Source organism: Enterobacter sp. KB-221C9 (assembly GCF_041320715.1).
GTDB classification, from domain to species: domain Bacteria; phylum Pseudomonadota; class Gammaproteobacteria; order Enterobacterales; family Enterobacteriaceae; genus Enterobacter; species Enterobacter asburiae_D.
Window position 1 is genome coordinate 113482 of record NZ_JBGIWG010000004.1, and the last position, 23906, is coordinate 137387.

A 23906-nucleotide genomic window follows, 5' to 3' on the forward strand; every position below is an offset into this window, starting at 1 on the left:
GCCTTCGCTTACTGCCCCGGGGGCTGCGAAGGGGCGACACTATAGCTACCCTGATGTGAAGATACAAGCCCTTTTCTGGTATCACCAGGGTCCAAAGTGGTAGCATATCATGAAACTTCCCCCCTTTGATGACGAATGCTCATGTCTATACAGAACGAAATGCCTGGTTACAAGGATTTAAACCAGTTACTGAACCAGCAGGGAGTCGGTTTAACCCCTGCCGAAATGCACGGTCTGATCAGCGGCATGCTGTGCGGCGGAAACAGCGACAGCTCATGGCAGCCGCTGATCCACGACCTCACGAATGAAGGGCTGGCGTTTGGTCACGAGCTGGCGGAAGCGCTGCGTAAAATGCATGCCGCCACCAGCGATTCGCTGGAAGACGATGGCTTCCTTTTTCAGCTTTATCTGCCTGAAGGCGACGACGTTAGCGTGTTCGATCGCGCCGATGCGCTGGCCGGCTGGGTAAACCACTATCTGCTGGGGCTGGGCGTGACGCAGCCTAAACTGGATAAAGTGACCGGCGAAGCGGGTGAAGCGATCGACGACCTGCGCAACATCGCCCAGCTTGGCTACGATGAAGACGAAGACCAGGAAGAGCTGGAAATGTCGCTTGAAGAGATTATTGAGTACGTGCGCGTGGCGGCACTGCTGTGCCACGACAACTTCACGCGCTCACAGCCGACCGCGCCGGAAGTCCGCAAGCCAACCTTACATTAAGAAAAATAACGCACAGGAGGGTGTCATGGTTATCTCGAGTCAAGAGTATTCGCGCCGCCGTCAGGCGCTGCTGGCAACAATGCAGCCGGGCAGCGCCGCGCTGATTTTTGCTGCGCCCGAAGTTACGCGCAGCGCCGACAGCGAATATCCCTATCGTCAGAGCAGCGATTTCTGGTACTTCACCGGCTTTAACGAGCCGGAAGCGGTGCTGGTGCTGATTAAGAGCAATGACACCCACAACCACAGCGTGATTTTCAACCGCGTGCGAGACTTAACCGCTGAAATCTGGTTTGGCCGCCGCTTAGGCCAGGAGGCCGCACCGGCGAAGCTGGGCGTTGACCGCGCGCTGGCGTTTAGCGAAATCAACCAGCAGCTCTATCAGCTGCTTAACGGCCTCGACGTGCTCTATCACGCGCAGGGCGAATATGCGTACGCCGATGAGATTGTTTTCACCGCGCTGGATAAGCTGCGCAAAGGCTCGCGGCAGAACCTGTCCGCGCCGGCGACGCTGACGGACTGGCGTCCGGTGGTGCATGAGATGCGCCTCTTCAAGTCTGAAGAAGAGCTGAATTTGATGCGCCGTGCGGGCGAAATCAGCGCCCTGGCGCACACCCGCGCCATGGAGAAATGCCGTCCCGGGCTGTTCGAATACCAGCTGGAAGGCGAAATTCACCACGAATTTAACCGTCACGGCGCGCGTTATCCCTCCTACAACACCATCGTTGGCGGTGGGGAGAACGGCTGCATTCTCCACTACACCGAAAACGAAAGCGCTTTGCGCGACGGCGATCTGGTGCTGATTGACGCCGGTTGCGAATATCAGGGCTACGCGGGCGACATCACCCGTACCTTCCCGGTGAACGGTAAATTCTCACCGGCACAGCGCGCGATTTACGACATCGTTCTCGAGTCGCTTGAGACCGCGCTCAGGCTGTATCGCCCCGGAACCTCCATTCAGGAAGTGACCGGTGAAGTGGTGCGCATCATGATTACCGGTCTGGTCAGGCTCGGGATCCTGAAAGGGGATGTCGACACCCTGATTGCTGAAAATGCGCATCGACCGTATTTCATGCACGGCCTGAGCCACTGGCTGGGGCTGGATGTACATGACGTTGGCGCGTACGGCACGGACCGTTCGCGCGTGCTGGAGCCGGGCATGGTGTTAACCGTGGAGCCGGGTCTGTATATCGCGCCGGACGCCGACGTGCCTGAAGAGTACCGCGGGATTGGCATTCGTATTGAAGACGACATCGTTATTACCGAAACCGGTAACGAAAACCTGACCGCGAGCGTCGTGAAAAACGCTGACGACATCGAGGCGCTGATGGCAGCGGCACGCGTATGAGCGTGATTATCGTTGGCGGCGGCATGACCGGGGCCACGCTGGCGCTGGCCATTTCGCATTTGACGAAAGGCCAGCTTCCGGTGCACCTGGTGGAAGCCGTTGCGCCAGAGGCATCTAACCACCCCGGTTTTGATGCCCGCGCCATTGCGCTCGCGCAGGGCACGTGTCAGCAGCTGTCGCGCATTGGCATCTGGCAGGCCATTGCCGACTGCGCCACGGCAATTAAAACCGTTCACGTCAGCGATCGCGGCCATGCGGGCTTTGTCACGCTGGACGCGCAGGATTACCGAATTGATGCTCTGGGTCAGGTTGTTGAGCTGCACGACGTCGGATTGCGTCTGTTCCGCCTGCTCCAGGATGCGCCGGGCGTCACGCTGCATTGTCCTGCGCGCGTGGCCAGCGTGAGTCGCAGTGAGGCCTCGGTCAGCGTGACGCTGGAAAACGGCACCGTCCTTGACGGCCAGCTTCTGGTCGCCGCGGACGGCTCGCGCTCGTCGCTCGGCACCCAGTGTGGCGTCGAGTGGCGGCAGCAGCCTTACGGGCAGGTTGCGGTCATTGCGAACGTTTCTACCGCAGCAGAACACCACGGCAGGGCGTTTGAACGCTTTACGCAGCACGGTCCGCTGGCCATGCTGCCGATGTCGGACGGGCGCTGTTCGCTTGTCTGGTGTCATCCGCAGGATAAGGCTGAAGAGGTTAAAGCCTGGTCAGACGAACGTTTTTGTACCGAGCTGCAAAAAGCTTTTGGCTGGCGGCTGGGGCGTATCACCCATGCTGGCCAGCGGGCGGTCTACCCGCTTTCGCTGACGACAGCCTCTCAGTCCATCTCCCATCGTCTGGCGCTTGTCGGTAATGCCGCGCAGACGCTGCACCCCATCGCGGGGCAAGGGTTCAACCTTGGTCTGCGGGATGTCATGAGCCTGGCGGAAACCCTTTCGCAGGCGTGGGGCGAGCAAAAAGACTGTGGCGCATACCCGGTACTCAGCCATTACCAGAAGCGACGCCAGGCCGATAAAGAGGCGACGATTGGCGTCACCGACGGCTTAGTCCATCTCTTTGCCAATCGCTGGGGGCCGCTGGTTGCAGGTCGCAACCTCGGGCTGATGGCGATGGAATTATTCATTCCGGCACGTGACGTGCTGGCGCATCGGACTCTTGGTTGGGTCGCGCGTTAAGGAGTTATCACCGTGCAAAATGTTGATGTCGCCATCGTTGGCGGCGGTATGGTCGGACTGGCGCTGGCCTGTGGTTTACAGGGCAGCGGCCTGCGCGTGGCGGTGCTGGAGCAAAAGCAGCCTCAGCCCGTTGCACCAGATGCTCCGCCGGAACTCCGCGTCTCGGCGATCAATGCCGCCAGCGAGAAATTGCTGACGCACCTTGGCGTCTGGGCAGATATTGTGGCGCAGCGCGCCAGCTGCTATCACGGCATGGAGGTGTGGGATAAAGACAGCTTTGGTCATATTGCTTTTGATGATGAAAGCATGGGCTATAGCCATCTGGGGCATATCATCGAAAACGCGGTGATCCACCACGCGCTATGGCAGAAAGCACAGCAGTGCAGCGATGTGACCCTGATTGCGCCTGCGCAGATCCAGCAGGTGGCATGGGGTGAAAACGAGGCGTTTATCACCTTACAAAGCGGCGACATGCTGACCGCGCGTCTGGTGGTGGGCGCTGACGGTGCCAACTCCTGGCTGCGCAATAAGGCCGATATCCCGCTGACGTTCTGGGATTACCGCCATCATGCTCTGGTGGCAACGATCCGCACCGAGGAGCCGCACGGCGGCGTGGCGCGGCAGATTTTCCACAACGACGGCATTCTGGCGTTCCTGCCGCTTTCCGATCCGCACCTGTGCTCGATTGTCTGGTCACTGGTGCCGGAAAAAGCCCAGCATATGCAGGAGGCGACGCCGGACGCCTTTAACCAGGCGCTGTGCGTGGCGTTTGATAACCGCCTTGGCCTGTGCACGCTTGAAAGCGAGCGCCAGGTATTTCCGTTAACCGGCCGCTACGCGCGTCAATTTGCGGCGCACCGTCTGGCGCTGGTGGGCGATGCGGCGCATACCATTCATCCGCTGGCCGGGCAGGGCGTTAACCTTGGCTTTATGGACGCGGCGGAGCTGGTCGAGGAGCTGCGTCGCCTGCACCGCGAAGGCAAAGATATCGGCCAGCATCTCTACCTGCGTCGCTACGAGCGCAGCCGCAAGCACAGCGCGGCGATGATGCTGGCGGGCATGCAGGGCTTCCGCGAACTGTTTGCCGGGGCGAATCCGGCGAAAAAACTGCTGCGCGACATTGGCCTCAAGCTGGCCGACACCCTTCCGGGTGTTAAACCTCAACTTCTTCGTCAGGCGATGGGTCTTAACGACCTGCCGGACTGGCTACGTTAATTTAGACACCCGTCACACTTTATTTTCCCGGCCTCTGAGCCGGGGAAATCCCCTCGTTTGAAATATTCTAATTTCACGTCATTTTTCGCATTAGATAATCTAATGTCGTGTTTTTGTCGTTACGGAAATTCGGCCCGTTTTTCCGCACGAAATATCACCATCTGCTAAATCCTGTTAGATCATTGTTAATTTTGTGCGGGGTTAATCGCATTTTTCCAGTGAATAACTCTGTAGGCTTTTCAGCGTTTTTTGGTCATAAGCTAATGTGATGACCCGTTTTACCTTATGGTTAACCGCCGGGTTCGGTGGTAAGTTCAGGTAAAAGAGAACGTTTGCGTCGGCGCCAGGAAACGGGGCCGATACCGGGTTTCACGGTGAATTTTTCAACGAGGACAAGATGGCTCAACAGACTCCTTTGTACGAACAACACGTGTTATGCGGCGCCCGCATGGTGGACTTCCACGGCTGGATGATGCCGCTGCACTACGGCTCGCAGATTGATGAGCACCACGCGGTGCGCACCGATGCCGGTATGTTCGACGTGTCCCACATGACGATTGTCGATCTGCGCGGTAGCCGCACCCGGGAGTTTTTGCGTTATCTGCTGGCAAACGACGTCGCCAAACTGAAGACGCCGGGTAAAGCGCTCTATACCGGCATGCTGAATGCCTCGGGCGGCGTGATTGATGACCTTATCGTCTATTACTTCACTGAAGATTTCTTCCGCCTCGTTGTAAACTCCGCCACCCGCGAAAAAGACCTCTCCTGGATCACCCAACACGCCGAACCTTATGCCATCGACATCACCGTCCGTGACGATCTGTCGCTGATCGCCGTGCAGGGGCCGAACGCGCAGGCGAAGGCCGCGTCTCTGTTTAACGACGAGCAGCGCAAAGCAACCGAAGGCATGAAGCCGTTCTTCGGCGTGCAGGCGGGCGATCTGTTTATCGCCACCACCGGCTACACCGGTGAAGCGGGCTACGAAATTGCCATGCCGAACGAGAAGGCCGCTGATTTCTGGCGTGCGCTGGTGGAAGCGGGCGTGAAGCCTGCGGGTCTGGGCGCGCGCGATACGCTGCGTCTGGAAGCGGGGATGAACCTCTACGGTCAGGAGATGGACGAAGGCGTCTCTCCGCTGGCCGCCAACATGGGCTGGACCATCGCGTGGGAACCGGCTGACCGCGACTTTATTGGCCGTGAAGCACTGGAGATGCAGCGCGAGAAGGGCACTGAACAGCTGGTGGGTCTGGTGATGACCGAGAAGGGCGTGCTGCGCGGTGAACTGCCGGTGCGTTTTACCGATGCTGACGGCAATCCTCGTGAAGGCGTGATCACCAGCGGGTCCTTCTCCCCGACGCTGGGCTACAGTATTGCACTGGCACGCGTGCCGGCGGGTATTGGCGAAACGGCGGTGGTGCAAATCCGCAACCGCGAAATGCCGGTCAACGTAACCAAACCGATTTTTGTTCGCGCCGGTAAGCCGGTCGCCTAATCATTTTTATCAGGAGAACTTCAATGAGCAATGTGCCAGCAGAACTGAAATACAGCAAAGAACACGAGTGGCTGCGCAAAGAGGCGGACGGCACTTACACCGTCGGGATCACCGAGCACGCGCAAGAGCTGCTGGGCGACATGGTGTTTGTTGACCTGCCTGACGTGGGCACGACCGTTAGCGCGGGCGACGACTGCGCCGTAGCGGAGTCCGTAAAAGCGGCATCTGACATCTACGCCCCTGTGAGCGGCGAAATCGTTGCCGTCAACGACGCGCTGAGCGATTCGCCAGAGCTGGTGAACAGCGAGCCTTATGAAGGCGGCTGGATCTTCAAGATCAAAGCCAGCGACGAATCTCAGATTGCCGCGCTGCTGGATGCGACCGCGTACGAAGCACTACTGGAAGACGAATAACGTTGTGCCGGATGGCGCTGCGCTTATCCGGCCTACAGGTCAACGTAGGCCCGGTAAGCGTTAGCGCCACCGGGCAACAGCGTTACAGATAACTACGATTCACTGCACGTTTCAGGAACCATCGCTCATGACACAGACTTTAAGCCAGCTTGAAAACCGTGGCGCCTTTATTGAACGTCACATTGGGCCGGATGCTCAGCAACAGCAGGAGATGCTGAAGACAGTTGGCGCGGATTCATTAAACGCACTGATCGGCCAGATTGTGCCAAAAGACATCCAGCTTGCCACGCCGCCACAGGTGGGGGAAGCCACTACGGAATTCGCCGCGCTGGCGGAGCTGAAGGCTATCGCAGGCCTGAACAAGCGCTATAAGTCTTACATTGGCATGGGCTACACCAACGTGCAGTTGCCGCCGGTTATCCTGCGTAACATGCTGGAAAACCCGGGCTGGTACACCGCTTACACCCCATATCAGCCAGAAGTCTCTCAGGGCCGTCTGGAAGCGCTGCTGAATTTCCAGCAGGTGACGCTGGATCTGACCGGGATGGATATCGCCTCCGCTTCGCTGCTGGATGAAGCGACCGCTGCCGCCGAAGCAATGGCGATGGCTAAGCGCGTGAGCAAGCTGAAAAATGCCAACCGCTTCTTCGTGGCGGCGGACGTGCATCCCCAGACGCTGGACGTGGTGCGCACCCGTGCGGAAACCTTCGGCTTTGACGTGATCGTCGACGACGCTGACAAAGTGCTGGATCACCAGGACGTCTTCGGCGTGCTGCTGCAGCAGGTAGGCACCACCGGCGAAGTTCACGACTACGGCACGCTGATTGCCGAGCTGAAATCCCGCAAAGTGGTTGTCAGCGTTGCCGCCGACTTTATGGCGCTGGTGCTGCTGACGGCGCCGGGCAAACAGGGCGCGGATATTGTCTTCGGCTCGGCGCAACGCTTCGGCGTGCCGATGGGCTACGGCGGCCCGCACGCGGCGTTCTTCGGCGCGAAAGATGAATTCAAACGCTCCATGCCCGGCCGTATTATCGGCGTCTCAAAAGATGCTGCCGGTAACACCGCGCTGCGCATGGCGATGCAGACCCGCGAGCAGCACATCCGCCGCGAAAAAGCGAACTCCAACATCTGTACCTCTCAGGTGCTGCTGGCAAACATCGCCAGCCTGTACGCCGTGTTCCACGGCCCGGCTGGCCTGAAGCGCATTGCCAGCCGCATTCACCGCCTGGCCGATATTCTGGCTTGCGGCCTGCAGCAGAAAGGCCTTAAGCTGCGCCATGCCCACTACTTCGACACCCTGTGTGTGGACGTGGCGGACAAAGCGGCCGTGCTGGCGCGCGCGAATGCGGCAGAGATCAACCTGCGCAGCGACATCCACAACGCCGTCGGCATTACGCTGGATGAAAGCACCACCCGCGACGATATCCTGAACCTGTTCAGCGTGCTGCTGGGTGACGCGCACGGTCTGGACGTTGACGCGCTCGACAAAGAGGTCGCGCTCGACAGCCGCTCCATTCAGGAAAGCATGCTGCGTAACGATGCGATCCTGACGCACCCGGTCTTTAATCGCTATCACAGCGAAACCGAGATGATGCGCTACATGCACTCTCTGGAGCGCAAGGATCTGGCGCTGAACCAGGCGATGATCCCGCTGGGTTCCTGCACCATGAAGCTCAACGCCGCGGCAGAGATGATCCCAATCACCTGGCCTGAATTCTCCGAGCTGCACCCGTTCTGCCCGCCAGAGCAGGCGGAAGGTTATCACATGATGATCAACCAGCTTTCCGACTGGCTGGTGAAGCTGACCGGTTATGACGCGCTCTGCATGCAGCCGAACTCCGGCGCGCAGGGCGAGTACGCGGGCCTGCTGGCGATCCGCCATTACCACGAAAGCCGCAGCGAAGGTCACCGCGATATCTGCCTGATCCCAAGCTCCGCCCACGGTACCAACCCGGCCTCTGCCCAGATGGCGGGCATGGAAGTGGTGGTTGTAGCGTGCGATAAGAACGGCAACATCGATCTGGCCGACCTGCGTGCGAAAGCCGAGCAGGCGGGCGACAAGCTCTCCTGCATCATGGTGACCTACCCGTCTACCCACGGCGTGTACGAAGAGACCATCCGCGAAGTGTGTGAAGTGGTGCACCAGTACGGCGGTCAGGTTTACCTCGACGGCGCAAACATGAACGCTCAGGTGGGCATTACCTCTCCGGGCTTTATCGGCGCGGACGTGTCGCACCTGAACCTGCACAAAACCTTCTGCATTCCGCACGGCGGCGGTGGCCCGGGCATGGGGCCTATCGGCGTGAAAGCGCACCTGGCGCCGTTTGTTCCGGGCCACAGCGTGGTGCAGATTGAAGGCATGCTGACCCGTCAGGGCGCGGTCTCTGCGGCACCGTTCGGCAGCGCCTCTATCCTGCCAATCAGCTGGATGTACATCCGCATGATGGGCGCGGAAGGGCTGAAGCAGGCGAGCCAGGTGGCGATCCTGAACGCCAACTATATTGCGACTCGCCTGAAGTCCGCCTTCCCGGTGCTCTACACCGGCCGCGACGGTCGCGTGGCGCACGAGTGCATCCTCGATATTCGTCCGCTGAAAGAGCAGACCGGCATTAGCGAGCTGGATATCGCCAAGCGTCTGATCGACTACGGCTTCCACGCGCCAACCATGTCGTTCCCGGTTGCGGGTACGCTGATGGTGGAGCCAACGGAATCTGAAAGCAAAGCCGAGCTGGACCGCTTTATCGACGCGATGCTGGCGATCCGCATGGAGATCGATCGCGTGCAGGACGGCGAGTGGACGCTGGAAGATAACCCGCTGGTCAACGCCCCGCACACCCAGCACGAGATGGTGGCAGAGTGGAACCACGGCTATTCCCGCGAGCTGGCGGTCTTCCCGGCAGGCGTGGCAAACAAATACTGGCCGACCGTGAAGCGTCTTGATGACGTCTACGGCGACCGTAACCTGTTCTGCTCCTGCGTGCCGATGAGCGAATACCAGTAATATTGCTGATGTAGTAACGTAGGCCGGGTAAGGCGAAGCCGCCACCCGGCTTTTTTATTGGGAGAAGCGAATGGCAATTGCACTGGTCACCGGCGCGAGCCGGGGCATTGGGAAAGCCACCGCGCTGCAGCTGGCGCGCGAAGGCTACACCGTGGCGGTGAACTATCACCACAACATTAAAGCCGCGACGGATGTCATCAAGCAGATTGTGGATGCGGGGGGTAAAGCGTTTGCCGTCCGCGCAGATATCAGTGATGAAGCCCAGGTGCTGGCGATGTTTGACAGCCTCGATCGTGAAGGCGAGCCGCTTCGGGCGCTGGTCAATAATGCGGGCATTCTGTTTGAGCAATCCACTATCGAGAATCTCTCCGCTGAGCGCATTAACCGCGTTCTGGCGACCAACGTCACGGGCTACTTTCTCTGCTGTCGGGAAGCGGTAAAACGCATGTCCTTCAAGCATGGCGGCAAGGGTGGGGCGATAGTGAATGTCTCTTCCGCGGCGTCCCGCCTGGGCGCGCCGGGTGAATATGTGGATTATGCCGCGTCTAAGGGGGCGGTGGATTCGCTGACAACCGGGCTATCGCTGGAGGTGGCGGCGCAGGGCATTCGCGTCAACTGCGTGCGTCCGGGGCTAATTTATACCGATATTCATGCGTCCGGCGGAGAGCCGGGGCGGGTGGATCGCGTTAAGTCGCTGCTGCCGATGCAGCGCGGCGGCCAGCCGGAAGAGGTGGCGCAGGCGATTGTCTGGCTGCTGAGCGAGAAGGCGTCGTACGTAACGGGCAGTTTTTTAGAGTTGGCCGGTGGGAAATAAGCCGGGTGGCGGCTTCGCCTTACCCGGCCTACACGAATAGTAGGCCCGGTAAGCGCAGCGCCACCGGGCAAAAAATTACAGCGCCTCGCCGTTGCTGGCAATCACGCCTTTATACCACTCGAAGCTCTTCTTGCGGGAACGCGACATATCGCCCGTGCCGTCGTCGTGCTTGTTCACGTAGATAAAGCCGTAGCGCTTGCTGTACTGGCCGGTGGTGAACGACACGCAGTCGATGCAGCCCCACGGCGTATAGCCCATCAGATCCACGCCATCGTGGGTGACGGCTTTGATCATCTCTTCCACGTGGGCACGCAGGTAGTCGATGCGGTAGTCATCGTTGATGCTGCCGTCTTCTTCCACCTTATCGTAGGCGCCGAACCCGTTTTCCACGATGAACAGCGGCTTCTGATAACGTTCGTACAGTTCACACAGGGCATAACGCAGGCCCACCGGGTCAATCTGCCAGCCCCAGTCGGACGCCTTCACGTGCGGGTTCGGCACGCTGCCTTCGAAGCCGGAAATGGCATCGCCGGTACCGCCTTCTGCTTTCACCGCGTTGGTCATGTAGTAGCTGAAACCTAAGTAGTCGCAGGTACCTTCACGCAGGATCTGCTCGTCGCCTGCCTCCATCTTGATGGAGAACCCGCGGCGCTCCCACTCGTTCAGCACGTAGGACGGGTAGTAACCACGCAGCTGGACGTCGGTAAAGACATAGCGCTCGCGCATGGATTCCTGGGCGAACATCACGTCTTCCGGCTTGCAGGAGAACGGATAGAGCGCCACCATCGCCAGCATGCAGCCGACTTTCATCTCCGGGTTGATGCGGCGCGCGGCTTTCACCGCCAGGGCGCTGGCCACAAACTGGTGGTGCAGGACCTGGTACATGGTCTCTTCCGGATTGTCATGTTCGGTATAGACCACGCCCGAGCAGCAGTAACCGAACAGCGGTGCGCGCCAGTTACGCTGGTTATTGATTTCGTTGAAGGTCATCCAGTATTTGACCTTGTTTTTGTAGCGCTCGAAGACCACTTCCGCGAAGCGTACAAAGAAATCGACCACTTTACGGTTGGTCCAGCTACCGTACTCTTGCACCAGGTGCAGCGGCATTTCGAAGTGGGAGAGGGTGATCACCGGTTCGATGTTGTACTTCAGCAGCTCGTCGAACATGTCGTCGTAAAACTTCAGACCCTCTTCGTTTGGCTGGGTTTCGTCACCTTTCGGGAAGATGCGCGTCCAGGCGATAGAGGTGCGGAAACACTTGAAGCCCATCTCGGCAAACAGCTTGATGTCTTCTTTATAGTGGCCGTGGAAATCGATAGCTTCATGATTGGGGTAGTATTTACCCGGCACCACGTCCTGTGTGATTTCGCGCGGCACGCCGTGTGCGCCGCCGGTCAATACGTCGCAAATGCTTGGCCCTTTGCCGCCTTTGTTCCAGCCGCCTTCAACCTGGTGAGCCGCAACCGCGCCGCCCCATAAAAAATCTTTTGGTAAGGTCAATTTTTTCATCGCTGCTATTCTCAATAAATGGCTTATTGGCATCGAGTCTAGCAAAGCGAAATTAAATGTCACGATATAACAATTCACAGTAAATGTGATTTGTTACATCAAAAAAACAGGGTGTTTTATTCTGTGAGTTTCTTCGCCAGCTTACGTCCGAGAGATTCCAGAATATAAATGACGGGAATTTGCGTAGTGATGTCGTAGACGCCTGCAATACGCGTCTGAGGAACATGCCAGGAGAGATTAAAATCCGCCAGTTTTGCGAGACGCGAGTGCTCGTGGCTGGTAATGGAGAGCACCTTGCAGTGATGCAGGCTGAACTGGCTGGCGAAGCGCAGGATCTCCTCGGTCTCGCCCGAGACGGAGAGCACAATCGCCAGCGCATTTTTCGCCATATCGTTGGTGACCGGGAAATAAGGGTCATCAATATGGTTACTGAATTTCCCGATATTAGAAAAGAAACGTGCGCCATATTTTGCCAGCGAACCCGATGTCCCGGCACCGACAAATATAATTCGCTCTGACGATAAAATAATATCTACCGCATTATCTAATAACGCGTCGAACTCTTCATTATTAACACTTTTAAAAAAGCTGATAATTTCGCTGGCACCGAAGTTCGCCTGCTGGGGCTCGTTCTGTTCAAGATAAAGCTTAAAGCGCACGCGGAATTCAGAATAGCCTTCGCAGTTAAGCTTGCGGCAAAAGCGCAGGATAGTGGTGGTTGAGACGTCTGCCGCATCCGCCAGCTCGCGGATGGTCATATACATGACTTTGTCACGATTTTTTATGACATAGTTGTAGACCATCATCTCCAGGTTATTGAGACTGGCAATGGCGGAGTGGGTGAACATACTCACAATGGCATAACTCTCATTCTGACCTCATCGTCACATCATAACATGCACCCGGACGGCAGGATCCATTTTTATGCTCTTGATTCATAATGATTAAATTTTTATGTGAACAATTGTTAGGTGAAAGATTTCTTTATATCTATGATTTTTAGGTATAAATTTTGAAGTGAATTTTTTTTAGCTAACAGGTGTTCACTGGAATCATTCTCAGTTAGCATAGTTATGCGATGAATAATCATCTTTTGTTTTCCCGGAGTTTTGTATGGTGAGCAGACCATTAATCGCACAGGGATATTCGCTGGCTGAGGAAGTAGCCAACAGCATCAGCCACGGCATTGGCCTGGTGTTTGGGATTGTCGGTTTAGTATTATTGCTGGTGCAGGCGGTGGACACCAATGCCAGCGCGATGGCCATTACCAGCTACAGCCTGTATGGCGGGAGTATGATCCTGCTGTTCCTGGCGTCGACGCTGTATCACGCGATCCCGCATCAGCGGGCCAAGACGTGGCTCAAGAAATTTGACCACTGTGCTATCTATCTTCTTATTGCAGGCACCTACACGCCTTTTTTGCTGGTGGGGCTCAACTCACCGCTGTCGCGTGGCCTGATGATTGTTATCTGGAGCCTGGCACTGCTGGGGATCCTGTTTAAGCTGACCATAGCGCACCGGTTTAAGGTGTTGTCACTGGTCACCTATCTGACTATGGGCTGGCTATCGCTGATTGTGGTGTATCAACTGGCGGTCAAACTGTCGGTAGGGGGCGTAACGCTTCTGGCCTTAGGTGGCGTGGTGTACTCGCTCGGCGTGATTTTCTACGTCTGCAAGCGCATCCCATACAACCATGCCATCTGGCACGGCTTTGTGCTGGGCGGCAGCGTGTGCCACTTTTTGGCGATTTATCTGTATGTAGGGCAGGCGTAGTTTTTTTGTCGGGTGGCGGCTTCGCCTTACCCGACCTACGGGATAAGTTGGCCCGGTAAGCGCAGCGCCACCGGGCGATACAGCATCACTCTTCCAGAGAATACGGCAGCGGCTCAATACTCAACGTATTCGCATCGTCACGCACGCGGAACACGCTGTCGGCTTCCATGTCGTTGTTCATAACGGCTTGAACCAAAAGACGTCCATCATCCAGCTGTACGGCGGCTAACACGGTGCCGGTGCGGCGCCAGTTATCACCCATCTTCAGCTCTAAGTCTTCACCGGCTTCAGGTACACGGCTGGCATGGCCCGCCAGCGTCCACAGCGCGCGTTTGTTTGCGCCGCGGAATTTTGCACGCGCCACCATCTCCTGGCCGGTGTAACAGCCTTTTTTAAAGCTGATGCCCCCCAGCGCCTGCAGGTTGGTTGCCTGAGGAATAAACTGCGCGCTGTTTGCGGCGTCAATCACCGGCAAACCCGCTTCGATGTTCAGCGCCAGCCACTGCTGACTGTTGTTAAGCTGCGCTTCGCCGCGCAGCGCTTCGGTCACGCGTTCGGCGGTTGCCGCATCCGTGACTAACAGGAAACGCTCCGCCGGGTGTTCAAACCACAGGATGGAGGTCGCGCCTTCACTGACCATCTGCTTTTCAGCATCCGGCAGATCGCTGAAGAGATTTTTCAAGGCCGCACGCGCCTGGAAACCGGCCACACCCAGCAGGACATGTTCGTCGTCCGGGGCGATCGTGACTTTGGAAAAGACCGCGTACTTTTTCAGCTCTTTGAGCTGGGCCTCTTGCAGGCTGCGGCGCTCAATAAAGGCAAAGCCGTCCTGACGGCGGAAGATACGCAGATTGCTCCACATTTTGCCTTTTGGGTCGCAATGCGCGGCCAGCAGGTGCTGGTGTTCTGTCATCTGGCTGACGTCGGCGGTCACCTGGCCCTGCAGGTATTTTTCGGCGTCGGCACCGGTGAGCGTTGCCAGCGCCCAGTCATCAAGAGAAATAAGCGTCAGCGGCAGACGCGCAGAGGCGGCGGGCTGGCGAGGAGAAAATGGTGTAAATGCCATAACGATATCCTGAATTGCTTAACGCTTTGATAATGCCTAATGGTAAAAGAGCCTGCAGGCAATGCAAGCGCTTTCAACAGACCATTTGTGCCATAAACCGGTTATGCGTAGCGCTACGCAAAATAATGTAATCCGCTGTCTTTGTAGGGATTATTCTGGAAGCCTGCTCGGCGATCGCAATATTCCAGTAATGAAACGGTCAAAAACACGTTACACTAGCTGGTGTCCCCGTAGAGAAATAAAGAACACTGAACGGGGTACCGACTGTGCCAAACGTAATGCAGGAAACTGAACATGGATATTAACAACAAGGCCCGTATTCACTGGGCGTGCCGTCGCGGCATGCGTGAACTTGATATTTCCATCATGCCTTTCTTCGAATATGAGTATGACAGCTTAAGCGATGACGATAAGCGTCTGTTTGTTCGCCTGCTTGAGTCTGACGATCCGGATTTGTTCAACTGGCTGATGAACCACGGCAAACCCGCCGACACCGAGTTGCAACGGATGGTGCAATTAATTCAAACACGGAATCGGGAACGTGGTCCTGTGGCAATCTGATCTTCGCGTCTCGTGGCGCTCGCAGTGGATGTCTTTATTGCTCCACGGCCTGGTCGCGGCCTTTGTGTTACTGATGCCGTGGCCGCTGAGCTATACGCCTCTGTGGCTGCTGTTACTGTCGTTTGTCGTTTTTGACAGCGTTCGCAGCCAGCGTCGCATTAATGCCCGCCAGGGAGAGATTAAATTACTGATGGATTCCCGCCTGCGCTGGCAGGGGAAAGAGTGGGATATTCTCGGTATGCCCTGGATGCTCAACTGCGGCATGATGTTACGGTTACGCAAGGTGGACGGCGGGCGTTGCCAGCATCTGTGGCTGGCGGCTGACAGTATGGATGCTGCCGAGTGGCGAGACCTGCGCCGGATGCTGTTGCAACAGACGACGCAGGGGTAACGCGCGTTAGCTAAACTTTTCTGCCATTTCGCCCAGGATCTGCTCGCACCAGCTTTGCAGGCGTTCATCGCTGAGATCGTACTGATTGGTTTCATCCAGCGCGAGTCCAACAAACAGCTCGCCGTTGGCAATAATCGGTTTTTTACTGGTGAACTCGTAACCTTCGGTTGGCCAGTAGCCGATAAACGACACCCCTTTCGGCGCCAGTTTGTCGTGCAGCATGCCGAGCGCGTCCAGGAACCATTCCCCGTAACCCAGCTGGTCCCCCATGCCGTACATGGCAATGATTTTGCCGTCGAGGTTGAGCGTATCAAGCTGGTCCCAGATAGCTTCCCAGTCTTCCTGTATCTCGCCGAAATCCCATGTCGGGATACCGAGGATCAGCACGTCATACTGCTCCATCAGCGTAAGCGCGTCATCTTTCAGGTTATGCAACGTCACCAGTTCCGGGCCAATGATGTCGCGAATTTTCTCTGCCGCCATTTCGGTGTAGCAGGTGCTGGAACCATAGAACAGACCAATATTCATCGCGTAACTATCTCAATTCTTGCTTTGACTATGCGCGTAGTGTACCAGAAACCGGTCGCAATCAGGCATAATGGCCTGACTGCAGAATCAAAGGGGCTGATGTGGAAAAGGATCTCGCACTGATCGAACAGTTTCTCGACGCGCTGTGGCTGGAGAAAAATTTGGCCGAGAATACCCTCAGCGCCTACCGTCGCGATCTCACCATGCTGGTGGAGTGGCTTGCGCACCGGGGGTTATCCCTTGCGAGCGCACAGCGTGACGACCTGCAGGCGCTGCTTGGGGAACGTATCGCGGGGGGCTACAAAGCCACCAGTTCCGCGCGTTTGCTCAGCGCCATGCGTCGGCTGTTCCAGCACCTCTACCGTGAGAAGATTCGCGAAGACGATCCCAGCGCGCTGCTGGCATCCCCTAAGCTTCCGCAGCGGCTACCGAAAGACCTCAGCGAAGCACAAGTTGAGAGATTATTACAGTCACCGGCTGTTGACCTGCCGCTGGAGTTACGCGATAAAGCCATGCTTGAGCTATTGTATGCTACCGGCTTGCGCGTTTCGGAACTGGTTGGCCTGACGATGAGCGACATCAGCCTGCGTCAGGGCGTGGTGCGCGTCATCGGTAAAGGAAACAAGGAAAGGCTGGTTCCGCTGGGTGAAGAGGCGGTTTACTGGCTGGAAACGTACCTGGAGCACGGTCGTCCATGGCTGCTCAATGGTACGTCTATCGACGTCCTGTTTCCGAGCCAGCGCGCCCAGCAGATGACGCGGCAAACGTTCTGGCATCGCATCAAGCATTACGCCACACTGGCGGGTATCGACAGTGAAAAGCTTTCGCCGCACGTATTGCGTCACGCCTTCGCGACGCATCTGTTAAACCACGGCGCTGATTTACGCGTGGTGCAGATGCTGCTGGGGCACAGCGATCTTTCCACGACGCAAATTTACACCCATGTCGCGACGGAACGCCTGCGGCAGCTACACCAACAGCACCACCCTCGTGCGTGAGTGCCGACGAATTGTAACAGGATCACATATGAAAAAGTCTTTCGCGCTGTTCACCCTGCTGGCAGCCTCATTTACCGGTTTCGCCCATGCGGACGACGCCGCCATCAAACAGTCGCTGGCTAAGCTTGGCGTCACCGGTAGCGATATTCAGCCTGCCCCGGTTGCCGGCATGAAAACGGTACTGACCAACAGCGGCGTGCTGTACGTCACCGAAGACGGCAAACACATTATTCAGGGGCCAATGTACGACGTAAGCGGCGCGCAGCCGGTAAACGTTACCAACCAGCTGCTGATGAAAAACCTGAACGCGCTCGAAAAAGAGATGATCGTCTATAAAGCGGCGCAGGAAAAACACGTCATTACCGTCTTCACCGACATCACCTGTGGCTACTGCCACAAGCTGCATGAAGAGATGAAAGATTACAACGCGCTGGGCATTACCGTGCGTTACCTGGCCTTCCCGCGCGCGGGCGTGCAGAGCCAGCCAGAGCAGGACATGAAGGCGATCTGGTGTGCGAAAGATCGCAACAAAGCGTTTGACGACGCCATGAACGGCAAAGGCGTTAAGCCAGCCTCCTGCGACATTGATATCGCTAACCACTACGCGCTCGGCGTGCAGTTTGGCGTGAGCGGTACGCCTGCGATTGTCCTGAGCAACGGCTATGTCGTTCCGGGCTATCAGGGACCGAAAGAGATGAAAGAGTTCCTCGACGCGCACCAGAAACAGTTTGGTGGTAAATAATCCGCGTGAAAGCCCCAATAAAATTGCGCCGCCGCGAGGCGGTTGAACCGGTTGATTTGCCAGACGATCTCCCGGCGCTGCTTAAGCGCCTCTATGCCAGCCGCGGCGTGCGTAGCGCTGAGGATCTTGAACGCAGCGTGAAAGGGATGCTGCCGTGGCAGCAGCTGAGCGGTATCGAAAAAGCCACTGAAATGCTCTACAACGCGCTTCGTGAGGGAACGCGGATTGTGGTGGTGGGCGATTTCGACGCCGACGGCGCAACCAGCACCGCGCTGAGCGTGCTCAGCCTGCGCGCGCTGGGCTGCGATAACGTCACGTATCTGGTGCCAAACCGTTTTGAAGACGGCTATGGCCTCAGCCCGGAAGTGGTCGATCAGGCCCACGCCCGTGGTGCACAGATGATCATGACCGTCGATAACGGGATCTCTTCCCATGCGGGCGTCGATCATGCTCACGCTTTGGGGATCCCTGTGCTGGTCACCGATCACCACCTGCCGGGCGAAACGCTGCCTGATGCGGAAGCGATTATTAATCCCAACCTGCGCGACTGCGATTTCCCATCGAAATCCCTCGCAGGCGTGGGCGTGGCGTTTTATCTGATGCTGGCGTTGCGTACCCTGTTACGCGACAAGGGCTGGTTCGACTCCCGCGGTATTGCCGTACCGAACCTGGCCGAATATCTCGATCTGGTGGCGCTGGGTACCGTCGCGGACGTGGTGCCGCTTGATACCAATAACCGCATTTTGACCTGGCAGGGCTTAAGCCGCATCCGGGCAGGCAAGTGCCGTCCAGGGATCAAGGCGCTGCTGGAGATTGCCAACCGCGATCCGCTCAAGCTGGCGGCAAGCGATTTGGGCTTTGCCCTCGGGCCGCGTCTTAACGCAGCCGGAAGGCTGGACGATATGTCCGTCGGCGTGGCGCTGCTGCTGTGCGATAACATTGGTGAAGCACGCGTGCTGGCCAACGAGCTGGACGCGCTGAACCAGACCCGCAAAGAGATTGAGCAGGGGATGCAGGCCGAAGCGCTGACCCTGTGCGAAAAGCTTGAGCGCAGCGGCGATACGCTGCCGGGCGGCCTGGCGATGTACCATCCTGAGTGGCATCAGGGCGTCGTCGGTATTCTGGCGTCGCGCATTAAAGAGCGTTTCCACCGTCCGGTGATCGCGTTCGCCCCCGCGGGCGACGGCACGCTGAAAGGCTCTGGCCGTTCGATTCAGGGTCTGCACATGCGCGATGCGCTGGAGCGTCTTGATACGCTTCACCCGGGTCTGATGATCAAGTTTGGCGGCCACGCGATGGCGGCTGGCCTGTCGCTGGAAGAGGCGAAGTTCGACGAGTTTCAGCGTCTGTTTGGTGAGCTGGTCACCGACTGGATCGACCCGGCGCTGTTGCAGGGGGAAGTGGTGTCCGATGGCGAGCTTTCACCGCTTGAGATGACGATGGACGTGGCTCAAATGCTCCGCGATGCCGGTCCGTGGGGGCAAATGTTCCCGGAACCGCTGTTCGACGGGCGTTTCCGCCTGCTGCAGCAGCGTATCGTCGGCGAACGTCATCTGAAAGTGATGGTCGAACCCGTGGGCGGTGGCCCGCTGCTGGACGGCATCGCCTTCAACGTTGACACGGCGGTATGGCCGGACAACGGCGTGCGCGAGGTTGAGCTGGCGTACAAACTGGACATCAACGAGTTTCGCGGTAACCGCACCCTTCAGATCATCATCGACAATATCTGGCCAATTTAGCGGCAGTAATCTCTATAAAAAAGGGCGTGGATTCGGTACAATCCCGCTCTTATCACCGCATTTTGACAAGTCCATAAAAGAAAACAGACCATGTTTGAAATTAATCCGGTAAAAAACCGTATTCAGGACCTCACGGAGCGCTCTGACGTTCTTAGGGGGTATCTTTGACTACGATGCCAAGAAAGAGCGTCTTGAAGAAGTAAACGCCGAGCTGGAACAGCCGGACGTCTGGAACGAACCTGAACGCGCACAGGCGCTGGGTAAAGAGCGTTCCTCTCTCGAAGCTATCGTAGATACGCTGGATCAAATGGCCCAGGGGCTGGAAGATGTTTCCGGTTTGCTGGAGCTGGCCGTCGAAGCCGACGACGAAGAAACCTTTAACGAAGCCGTGGCAGAACTCGACGTGCTGGAAGAGAAGCTGGCGCAGCTTGAGTTCCGCCGTATGTTCTCCGGCGAATACGACAGCGCTGACTGCTATCTCGATATTCAGGCCGGTTCTGGCGGCACCGAAGCGCAGGACTGGGCCAGCATGCTGACGCGTATGTACCTGCGTTGGGCAGAAGCGCGCGGCTTCAAAACCGAAATTATAGAAGAGTATGAAGGTGAAGTCGCGGGTCTGAAATCCGTCACCATCAAGATCATTGGCGATTACGCCTACGGCTGGCTGCGTACCGAAACCGGCGTTCACCGCCTGGTGCGTAAGAGCCCGTTCGACTCCGGTGGCCGCCGTCATACCTCCTTCAGCTCCGCGTTTGTTTACCCGGAAGTTGACGAAGATATTGATATCGAAATTAACCCGGCGGACCTGCGTATCGACGTTTACCGCGCATCCGGTGCGGGTGGTCAGCACGTTAACCGTACGGAATCTGCGGTGCGTATTACCCACATTCCAACCAACACGGTAACGCAATGCCAGAACGACCGTTCCCAGCATAAGAACAAAGACCAGGCCATGAAGCAGATGAAAGCGAAGCTTTATGAGCTGGAGATGCAGAAGAAAAATGCTGAGAAACAGGCGATGGAAGACAACAAGTCCGACATCGGTTGGGGCAGCCAGATCCGTTCTTACGTCCTTGATGACTCCCGCATCAAAGACCTGCGTACCGGGGTTGAAACCCGCAACACGCAGGCGGTGCTGGACGGCAGCCTGGACCAATTTATCGAAGCAAGTTTGAAAGCAGGGTTATGAGGAACCAACATGTCTGAACAACAAGCACAGGGCGCTGACGCGGTAGTCGATCTTAACAACGAACTGAAAACCCGCCGCGAGAAGCTGGCAGCGCTGCGCGAGCAGGGCGTGCCGTTCCCGAACGATTTTCGTCGTGACCACACCTCAGACCAACTGCACGCTGACTTCGACGCTAAAGAGAACGAAGAGCTGGAAGCGCTGAATATCGAAGTGGCCGTTGCAGGCCGCATGATGACCCGTCGTATCATGGGTAAAGCCTCCTTCGTGACCTTGCAGGACGTTGGCGGCCGTATTCAGCTGTACGTTTCCCGTGACGACCTGCCGGAAGGCATCTACAACGAGCAGTTCAAGAAGTGGGACCTGGGCGATATCCTGGGTGCGAAAGGTAAACTGTTCAAAACCAAAACCGGTGAACTGTCTATCCACTGCACCGAGCTGCGTCTGCTGACCAAAGCCCTGCGCCCGCTGCCAGACAAATTCCACGGCCTGCAGGATCAGGAAGCGCGCTATCGTCAGCGCTACCTGGATCTCATCTCTAACGATGACTCCCGCAAGACCTTCAAAATTCGCTCCCAGATCATGGCCGGTATCCGCCAGTTCATGGTCAACCGCGACTTTATGGAAGTTGAAACCCCGATGATGCAGGTGATCCCTGGCGGCGCGTCTGCGCGTCCGTTCATCACCCATCACAACGCCCTGGACCTGGACATGTACCTGCGTATCGCGCCGGAACTGTACCTGAAGCGTCTGGTGGTCGGTGGTTTCGACCGCGTGTTCGAAATCAACCGTAACTTCCGTAACGAAGGTATCTCCGTTCGTCATAACCCCGAGTTCACCATGATGGAACTCTATATGGCGTACGCGGATTACAAAGATCTGATCGAACTGACCGAATCCCTGTTCCGCACCCTGGCGCAGGATATTCTGGGCACCACGCAGGTCCCTTACGGTGAAGAAGTCTTCGACTTCGGCAAGCCGTTCGAAAAACTGACCATGCGCGAAGCGATCAAGAAATACCGTCCTGAAACCAACATGGCGGATCTGGATAACTTCGACTCTGCGAAAGCGATTGCCGAAAGCATCGGTATCAAGGTTGAGAAGAGCTGGGGTCTGGGCCGTATCGTGACCGAGATCTTCGAAGAAGTGGCGGAAGCGCACCTGATTCAGCCGACCTTCATCACCGAATATCCGGCAGAAGTCTCCCCGCTGGCGCGTCGTAATGACGAGAACCCGGAAATCACCGATCGTTTCGAATTCTTCATCGGCGGCCGCGAAATCGGCAACGGCTTTAGCGAGCTGAACGATGCGGAAGACCAGGCGCAGCGCTTCCAGGATCAGGTTGACGCGAAAGCGGCAGGCGACGACGAAGCGATGTTCTTCGACGAAGACTACGTGACCGCGCTGGAGCACGGCCTGCCACCAACGGCGGGTCTGGGGATTGGTATCGACCGTATGGTGATGCTGTTCACCAACAGCCACACCATCCGCGACGTGATCCTGTTCCCGGCGATGCGCCCGGTGAAATAAGGCGTTAAGATGTAAAAAAAGCCCCGAAAGGGGCTTTTTTATTGCGCCGCGAAGGCTTTGAGTTTATCGCGGGCAGTTGTCGCTTCCATGACCATCCACGGGCTAAAGGCCCAGGGCGTCGCGTCCAGCGCGCGGAATAACGCGTCCAGCTCAACCCACTGATAGTCCATCACTTCATCTTCGTTTATCGTCACGTCATTGGTGATGCGGGCAGCGAATACCGGGCAAATTTCATTTTCTACGATCCCGGACGGGTCGGCTTCCCGATAGCGAAATTCAGGGGCGACGGCGGTGATGTCGGTCAGTTCAGCGCCCACTTCAAAGCGGCAGCGGCGGATTATCGCCTGTATCGTCTCTTCGCCGGACTGCGGGTGGCCGCAGACCGAGTTGGTCCAGACGCCAGGCCAGGCTTTTTTGGTTAAGGCGCGTCGGGTGATCAGACATTCGCCGTTTGCGTTAAAAAGCCATGAAGAGAAAGCCAGATGCAGCGGGGTATGTAAGGTGTGCGCGGCATATTTTTCCTGAGTGCCAATCACCATTCCCTGGTCGTTTACCAAAATAACGTGTTCTTGAATACTCATTGATGCTCCAGTGCCAAATTGCCGAGTGGTTCAGCACCATCAGCCGGATCATTATACGGCATTCTTATACGAACGGTTTGGCTCGTAGAGCGGAAAAGGGCATGACCCATATTCGTTTTGGCTGTTATCATAGTGCGCCATTCACGCTGACCGAGGATCTGTTTTGTTTGCAGGAAGCCTGACGAGAAACCCCATCACCGCCATTTTTTGCCTGACGCTGACGCTATTACTGGCGGGCTGTTCAGGAAGCAAATCGTCGGATATGGGCAGCTATTCCGGTTCGGTCTATACCGTTAAGCGCGGGGATACGCTGTACCGGATTTCGCGCGCAACGGGGACCAGCGTGAAGGATCTGGCGCGGCTGAACAATCTCTCGCCGCCCTACACCATCGAGGTGGGGCAGCAGCTGAAGGTTAGCGGCGGATCGTCCTCGGGTAAAAAATCCTCTTCGAAAGGCAAAACCGCCAAAGTGACGCCGTCTTACGCGGTGCCGCAGTCGTCCTGGCCGCCGGTCGGTCAACGCTGCTGGGTCTGGCCTGCCAGCGGCAAAGTGGTGCTGCCGTACTCCCTGTCTGAGGGGGGGAACAAAGGTATCGATATCGCCGCTGCGCGCGGTACGCCGGTTTATGCCTCCGGGGCAGGGAAGGTGGTGTATGTCGGTAACCAGCTGCGCGGCTACGGTAACCTGATCATGATTAAGCATGGCGAAGACTACATCACGGCCTATGCGCACAACGACACGATGCTGGTCAACAACGGGCAGAACGTCAAAGCCGGGCAGAAGATTGCCACCATGGGCAGCACCGGCACGGACGCGGTGAAGCTGCATTTCCAGATTCGCTATAAGGCGACGGCCATCGATCCGCAGCGTTATCTTCCTGCGGCAGGCAGCAAACCGAAGTGCTAAGTGATTATTTTATCGCCGGTTAGTTGCGAAGAGGCTTGTATGAAGGTGTGTAAGGTCTATAATGCCTTACGCACCTCAAAGCGGGCGTAGTTCAATGGTAGAACGAGAGCTTCCCAAGCTCTATACGAGGGTTCGATTCCCTTCGCCCGCTCCAGTTTCAAGTCTACTACACTCATTTTTCCCAGAATAAATCAGCAGTCTCAGCATTCCAAAACGAGAT

The 23906-nt window shown here is 57.1% G+C and carries 22 protein-coding genes and 1 tRNA gene; 18 read left to right on the plus strand and 5 right to left on the minus strand.

The annotated features are described in order from the left end of the window. The first annotated feature begins 141 nt into the window (after positions 1–141). The 8 genes from AB8846_RS06735 to AB8846_RS06770 all read left to right on the plus strand — a co-directional run bounded on the left by AB8846_RS06735 (position 142) and on the right by AB8846_RS06770 (position 10175). Positions 142–720: a YecA family protein gene (locus AB8846_RS06735; protein WP_029739212.1), complete on the plus strand. Its 579-nt coding sequence runs from the start codon at positions 142–144 to the stop codon at positions 718–720. A 31-nt stretch (positions 721–751) separates the two neighbouring features. After that, complete coding sequence (gene pepP / locus AB8846_RS06740; protein WP_370732490.1) at positions 752–2065, plus strand: Xaa-Pro aminopeptidase; 1314 nt, start codon at positions 752–754, stop codon at positions 2063–2065. After that, positions 2062–3240, plus strand: coding sequence for a 2-octaprenyl-6-methoxyphenyl hydroxylase (ubiH, locus tag AB8846_RS06745; RefSeq protein WP_370732356.1), 1179 nt, complete (start codon positions 2062–2064; stop codon positions 3238–3240). Before pepP ends, ubiH begins: the two co-directional genes overlap by 4 nt. A 12-nt stretch (positions 3241–3252) precedes the next feature. Continuing rightward, positions 3253–4455 carry an FAD-dependent 2-octaprenylphenol hydroxylase gene (gene ubiI / locus AB8846_RS06750; RefSeq protein ID WP_370732357.1) on the plus strand — a complete coding sequence of 401 codons (1203 nt, stop codon included), beginning with the start codon at positions 3253–3255 and terminating at the stop codon, positions 4453–4455. A gap of 397 nt (positions 4456–4852) precedes the next feature. Further along, complete coding sequence (gene gcvT, locus AB8846_RS06755) at positions 4853–5947, plus strand: glycine cleavage system aminomethyltransferase GcvT (protein WP_159514856.1); 1095 nt, start codon at positions 4853–4855, stop codon at positions 5945–5947. Between the two features lie 23 nt (positions 5948–5970). After that, entirely contained in the window at positions 5971–6360 is a 390-nt protein-coding gene (gcvH, locus tag AB8846_RS06760; RefSeq protein WP_193052904.1) for a glycine cleavage system protein GcvH, read from the plus strand. 127 nt (positions 6361–6487) lie between these two features. Further along, positions 6488–9361 carry an aminomethyl-transferring glycine dehydrogenase gene (gene gcvP, locus AB8846_RS06765; RefSeq protein ID WP_063144931.1) on the plus strand — a complete coding sequence of 958 codons (2874 nt, stop codon included), beginning with the start codon at positions 6488–6490 and terminating at the stop codon, positions 9359–9361. 70 nt (positions 9362–9431) lie between these two features. Further along, positions 9432–10175, plus strand: coding sequence for an SDR family oxidoreductase (locus tag AB8846_RS06770; protein WP_121424594.1), 744 nt, complete (start codon positions 9432–9434; stop codon positions 10173–10175). 75 nt (positions 10176–10250) lie between these two features. On the opposite strand, the gene bglA is transcribed toward AB8846_RS06770, so the two are convergent. Next, positions 10251–11684, minus strand: coding sequence for a 6-phospho-beta-glucosidase BglA (gene bglA / locus AB8846_RS06775; RefSeq protein ID WP_370732358.1), 1434 nt, complete (start codon positions 11682–11684; stop codon positions 10251–10253). Positions 11685–11800: 116 nt separating this feature from the next. Beyond that, positions 11801–12532: a MurR/RpiR family transcriptional regulator gene (locus AB8846_RS06780; protein WP_063144934.1), complete on the minus strand. Its 732-nt coding sequence runs from the start codon at positions 12530–12532 to the stop codon at positions 11801–11803. A 265-nt stretch (positions 12533–12797) separates the two neighbouring features. Here AB8846_RS06780 and AB8846_RS06785 point away from each other — a divergent pair, with 265 nt between their 5' ends. Further along, positions 12798–13457 carry a hemolysin III family protein gene (locus AB8846_RS06785; protein ID WP_024906580.1) on the plus strand — a complete coding sequence of 220 codons (660 nt, stop codon included), beginning with the start codon at positions 12798–12800 and terminating at the stop codon, positions 13455–13457. Between the two features lie 85 nt (positions 13458–13542). Here the strand turns inward: AB8846_RS06785 and ygfZ are convergent, their stop codons facing one another. After that, positions 13543–14523, minus strand: a complete 981-nt coding sequence (ygfZ, locus tag AB8846_RS06790; RefSeq protein WP_370732359.1) for a tRNA-modifying protein YgfZ — start codon at positions 14521–14523, stop codon at positions 13543–13545. A gap of 294 nt (positions 14524–14817) precedes the next feature. On the opposite strand from ygfZ, the gene sdhE reads away from it, so the two are divergent. After that, entirely contained in the window at positions 14818–15084 is a 267-nt protein-coding gene (sdhE, locus tag AB8846_RS06795) for an FAD assembly factor SdhE (RefSeq protein WP_010435322.1), read from the plus strand. Beyond that, positions 15065–15475 (plus strand): protein YgfX, encoded by a 411-nt coding sequence (locus AB8846_RS06800; RefSeq protein ID WP_021242050.1) that lies wholly within the window; start codon positions 15065–15067, stop codon positions 15473–15475. The genes sdhE and AB8846_RS06800 overlap by 20 nt, the downstream gene beginning before the upstream one ends. Positions 15476–15481: 6 nt before the next feature. Here AB8846_RS06800 and fldB read toward each other — a convergent pair whose 3' ends face one another. After that, on the minus strand, positions 15482–16003 hold the full coding sequence (gene fldB / locus AB8846_RS06805; protein ID WP_370732360.1) for a flavodoxin FldB: 522 nt from the start codon (positions 16001–16003) through the stop codon (positions 15482–15484). A gap of 101 nt (positions 16004–16104) precedes the next feature. On the opposite strand from fldB, the gene xerD reads away from it, so the two are divergent. The 5 genes from xerD to lysS all read left to right on the plus strand — a co-directional run bounded on the left by xerD (position 16105) and on the right by lysS (position 22198). Further along, positions 16105–17001: a site-specific tyrosine recombinase XerD gene (gene xerD, locus AB8846_RS06810; RefSeq protein WP_023309098.1), complete on the plus strand. Its 897-nt coding sequence runs from the start codon at positions 16105–16107 to the stop codon at positions 16999–17001. Between the two features lie 28 nt (positions 17002–17029). Continuing rightward, entirely contained in the window at positions 17030–17743 is a 714-nt protein-coding gene (gene dsbC, locus AB8846_RS06815; protein ID WP_029740340.1) for a bifunctional protein-disulfide isomerase/oxidoreductase DsbC, read from the plus strand. Positions 17744–17748: 5 nt separating this feature from the next. Then, complete coding sequence (gene recJ, locus AB8846_RS06820; RefSeq protein WP_063144938.1) at positions 17749–19482, plus strand: single-stranded-DNA-specific exonuclease RecJ; 1734 nt, start codon at positions 17749–17751, stop codon at positions 19480–19482. Between the two features lie 90 nt (positions 19483–19572). Continuing rightward, positions 19573–20671 (plus strand): peptide chain release factor 2 gene (gene prfB / locus AB8846_RS06825; RefSeq protein ID WP_370732361.1). Its coding sequence is split into 2 segments (ribosomal slippage): positions 19573–19647 and positions 19649–20671, totalling 1098 coding nucleotides; the frame shifts between segments, so codons are not numbered across the junction. Between the two features lie 9 nt (positions 20672–20680). Then, entirely contained in the window at positions 20681–22198 is a 1518-nt protein-coding gene (gene lysS / locus AB8846_RS06830) for a lysine--tRNA ligase (protein WP_023333300.1), read from the plus strand. A 38-nt stretch (positions 22199–22236) separates the two neighbouring features. Here the strand turns inward: lysS and idi are convergent, their stop codons facing one another. Beyond that, positions 22237–22779, minus strand: coding sequence for an isopentenyl-diphosphate Delta-isomerase (gene idi, locus AB8846_RS06835; RefSeq protein WP_331411305.1), 543 nt, complete (start codon positions 22777–22779; stop codon positions 22237–22239). Positions 22780–22942: 163 nt separating this feature from the next. On the opposite strand from idi, the gene actS reads away from it, so the two are divergent. Next, positions 22943–23686 (plus strand): amidase activator ActS, encoded by a 744-nt coding sequence (gene actS / locus AB8846_RS06840; protein ID WP_370732362.1) that lies wholly within the window; start codon positions 22943–22945, stop codon positions 23684–23686. An 80-nt stretch (positions 23687–23766) separates the two neighbouring features. After that, positions 23767–23840 (plus strand) — tRNA-Gly (locus AB8846_RS06845). Positions 23841–23906 lie beyond the last annotated feature (66 nt).

What these genes read in the sequence shown, in the direction of transcription:
- AB8846_RS06735 (WP_029739212.1), top strand. Translation starts at nt 142, where the DNA reads ATGTCTATACAGAACGAAATGCCTGGTTACAAGGATTTAAACCAGTTA.
- ubiH (WP_370732356.1), top strand. Translation starts at nt 2,062, where the DNA reads ATGAGCGTGATTATCGTTGGCGGCGGCATGACCGGGGCCACGCTGGCG.
- gcvT (WP_159514856.1), top strand. Translation starts at nt 4,853, where the DNA reads ATGGCTCAACAGACTCCTTTGTACGAACAACACGTGTTATGCGGCGCC.
- gcvH (WP_193052904.1), top strand. Translation starts at nt 5,971, where the DNA reads ATGAGCAATGTGCCAGCAGAACTGAAATACAGCAAAGAACACGAGTGG.
- gcvP (WP_063144931.1), top strand. Translation starts at nt 6,488, where the DNA reads ATGACACAGACTTTAAGCCAGCTTGAAAACCGTGGCGCCTTTATTGAA.
- AB8846_RS06770 (WP_121424594.1), top strand. Translation starts at nt 9,432, where the DNA reads ATGGCAATTGCACTGGTCACCGGCGCGAGCCGGGGCATTGGGAAAGCC.
- bglA (WP_370732358.1), bottom strand. Translation starts at nt 11,684, where the DNA reads ATGAAAAAATTGACCTTACCAAAAGATTTTTTATGGGGCGGCGCGGTT.
- AB8846_RS06780 (WP_063144934.1), bottom strand. Translation starts at nt 12,532, where the DNA reads ATGTTCACCCACTCCGCCATTGCCAGTCTCAATAACCTGGAGATGATG.
- AB8846_RS06785 (WP_024906580.1), top strand. Translation starts at nt 12,798, where the DNA reads ATGGTGAGCAGACCATTAATCGCACAGGGATATTCGCTGGCTGAGGAA.
- ygfZ (WP_370732359.1), bottom strand. Translation starts at nt 14,523, where the DNA reads ATGGCATTTACACCATTTTCTCCTCGCCAGCCCGCCGCCTCTGCGCGT.
- sdhE (WP_010435322.1), top strand. Translation starts at nt 14,818, where the DNA reads ATGGATATTAACAACAAGGCCCGTATTCACTGGGCGTGCCGTCGCGGC.
- fldB (WP_370732360.1), bottom strand. Translation starts at nt 16,003, where the DNA reads ATGAATATTGGTCTGTTCTATGGTTCCAGCACCTGCTACACCGAAATG.
- dsbC (WP_029740340.1), top strand. Translation starts at nt 17,030, where the DNA reads ATGAAAAAGTCTTTCGCGCTGTTCACCCTGCTGGCAGCCTCATTTACC.
- lysS (WP_023333300.1), top strand. Translation starts at nt 20,681, where the DNA reads ATGTCTGAACAACAAGCACAGGGCGCTGACGCGGTAGTCGATCTTAAC.
- idi (WP_331411305.1), bottom strand. Translation starts at nt 22,779, where the DNA reads ATGAGTATTCAAGAACACGTTATTTTGGTAAACGACCAGGGAATGGTG.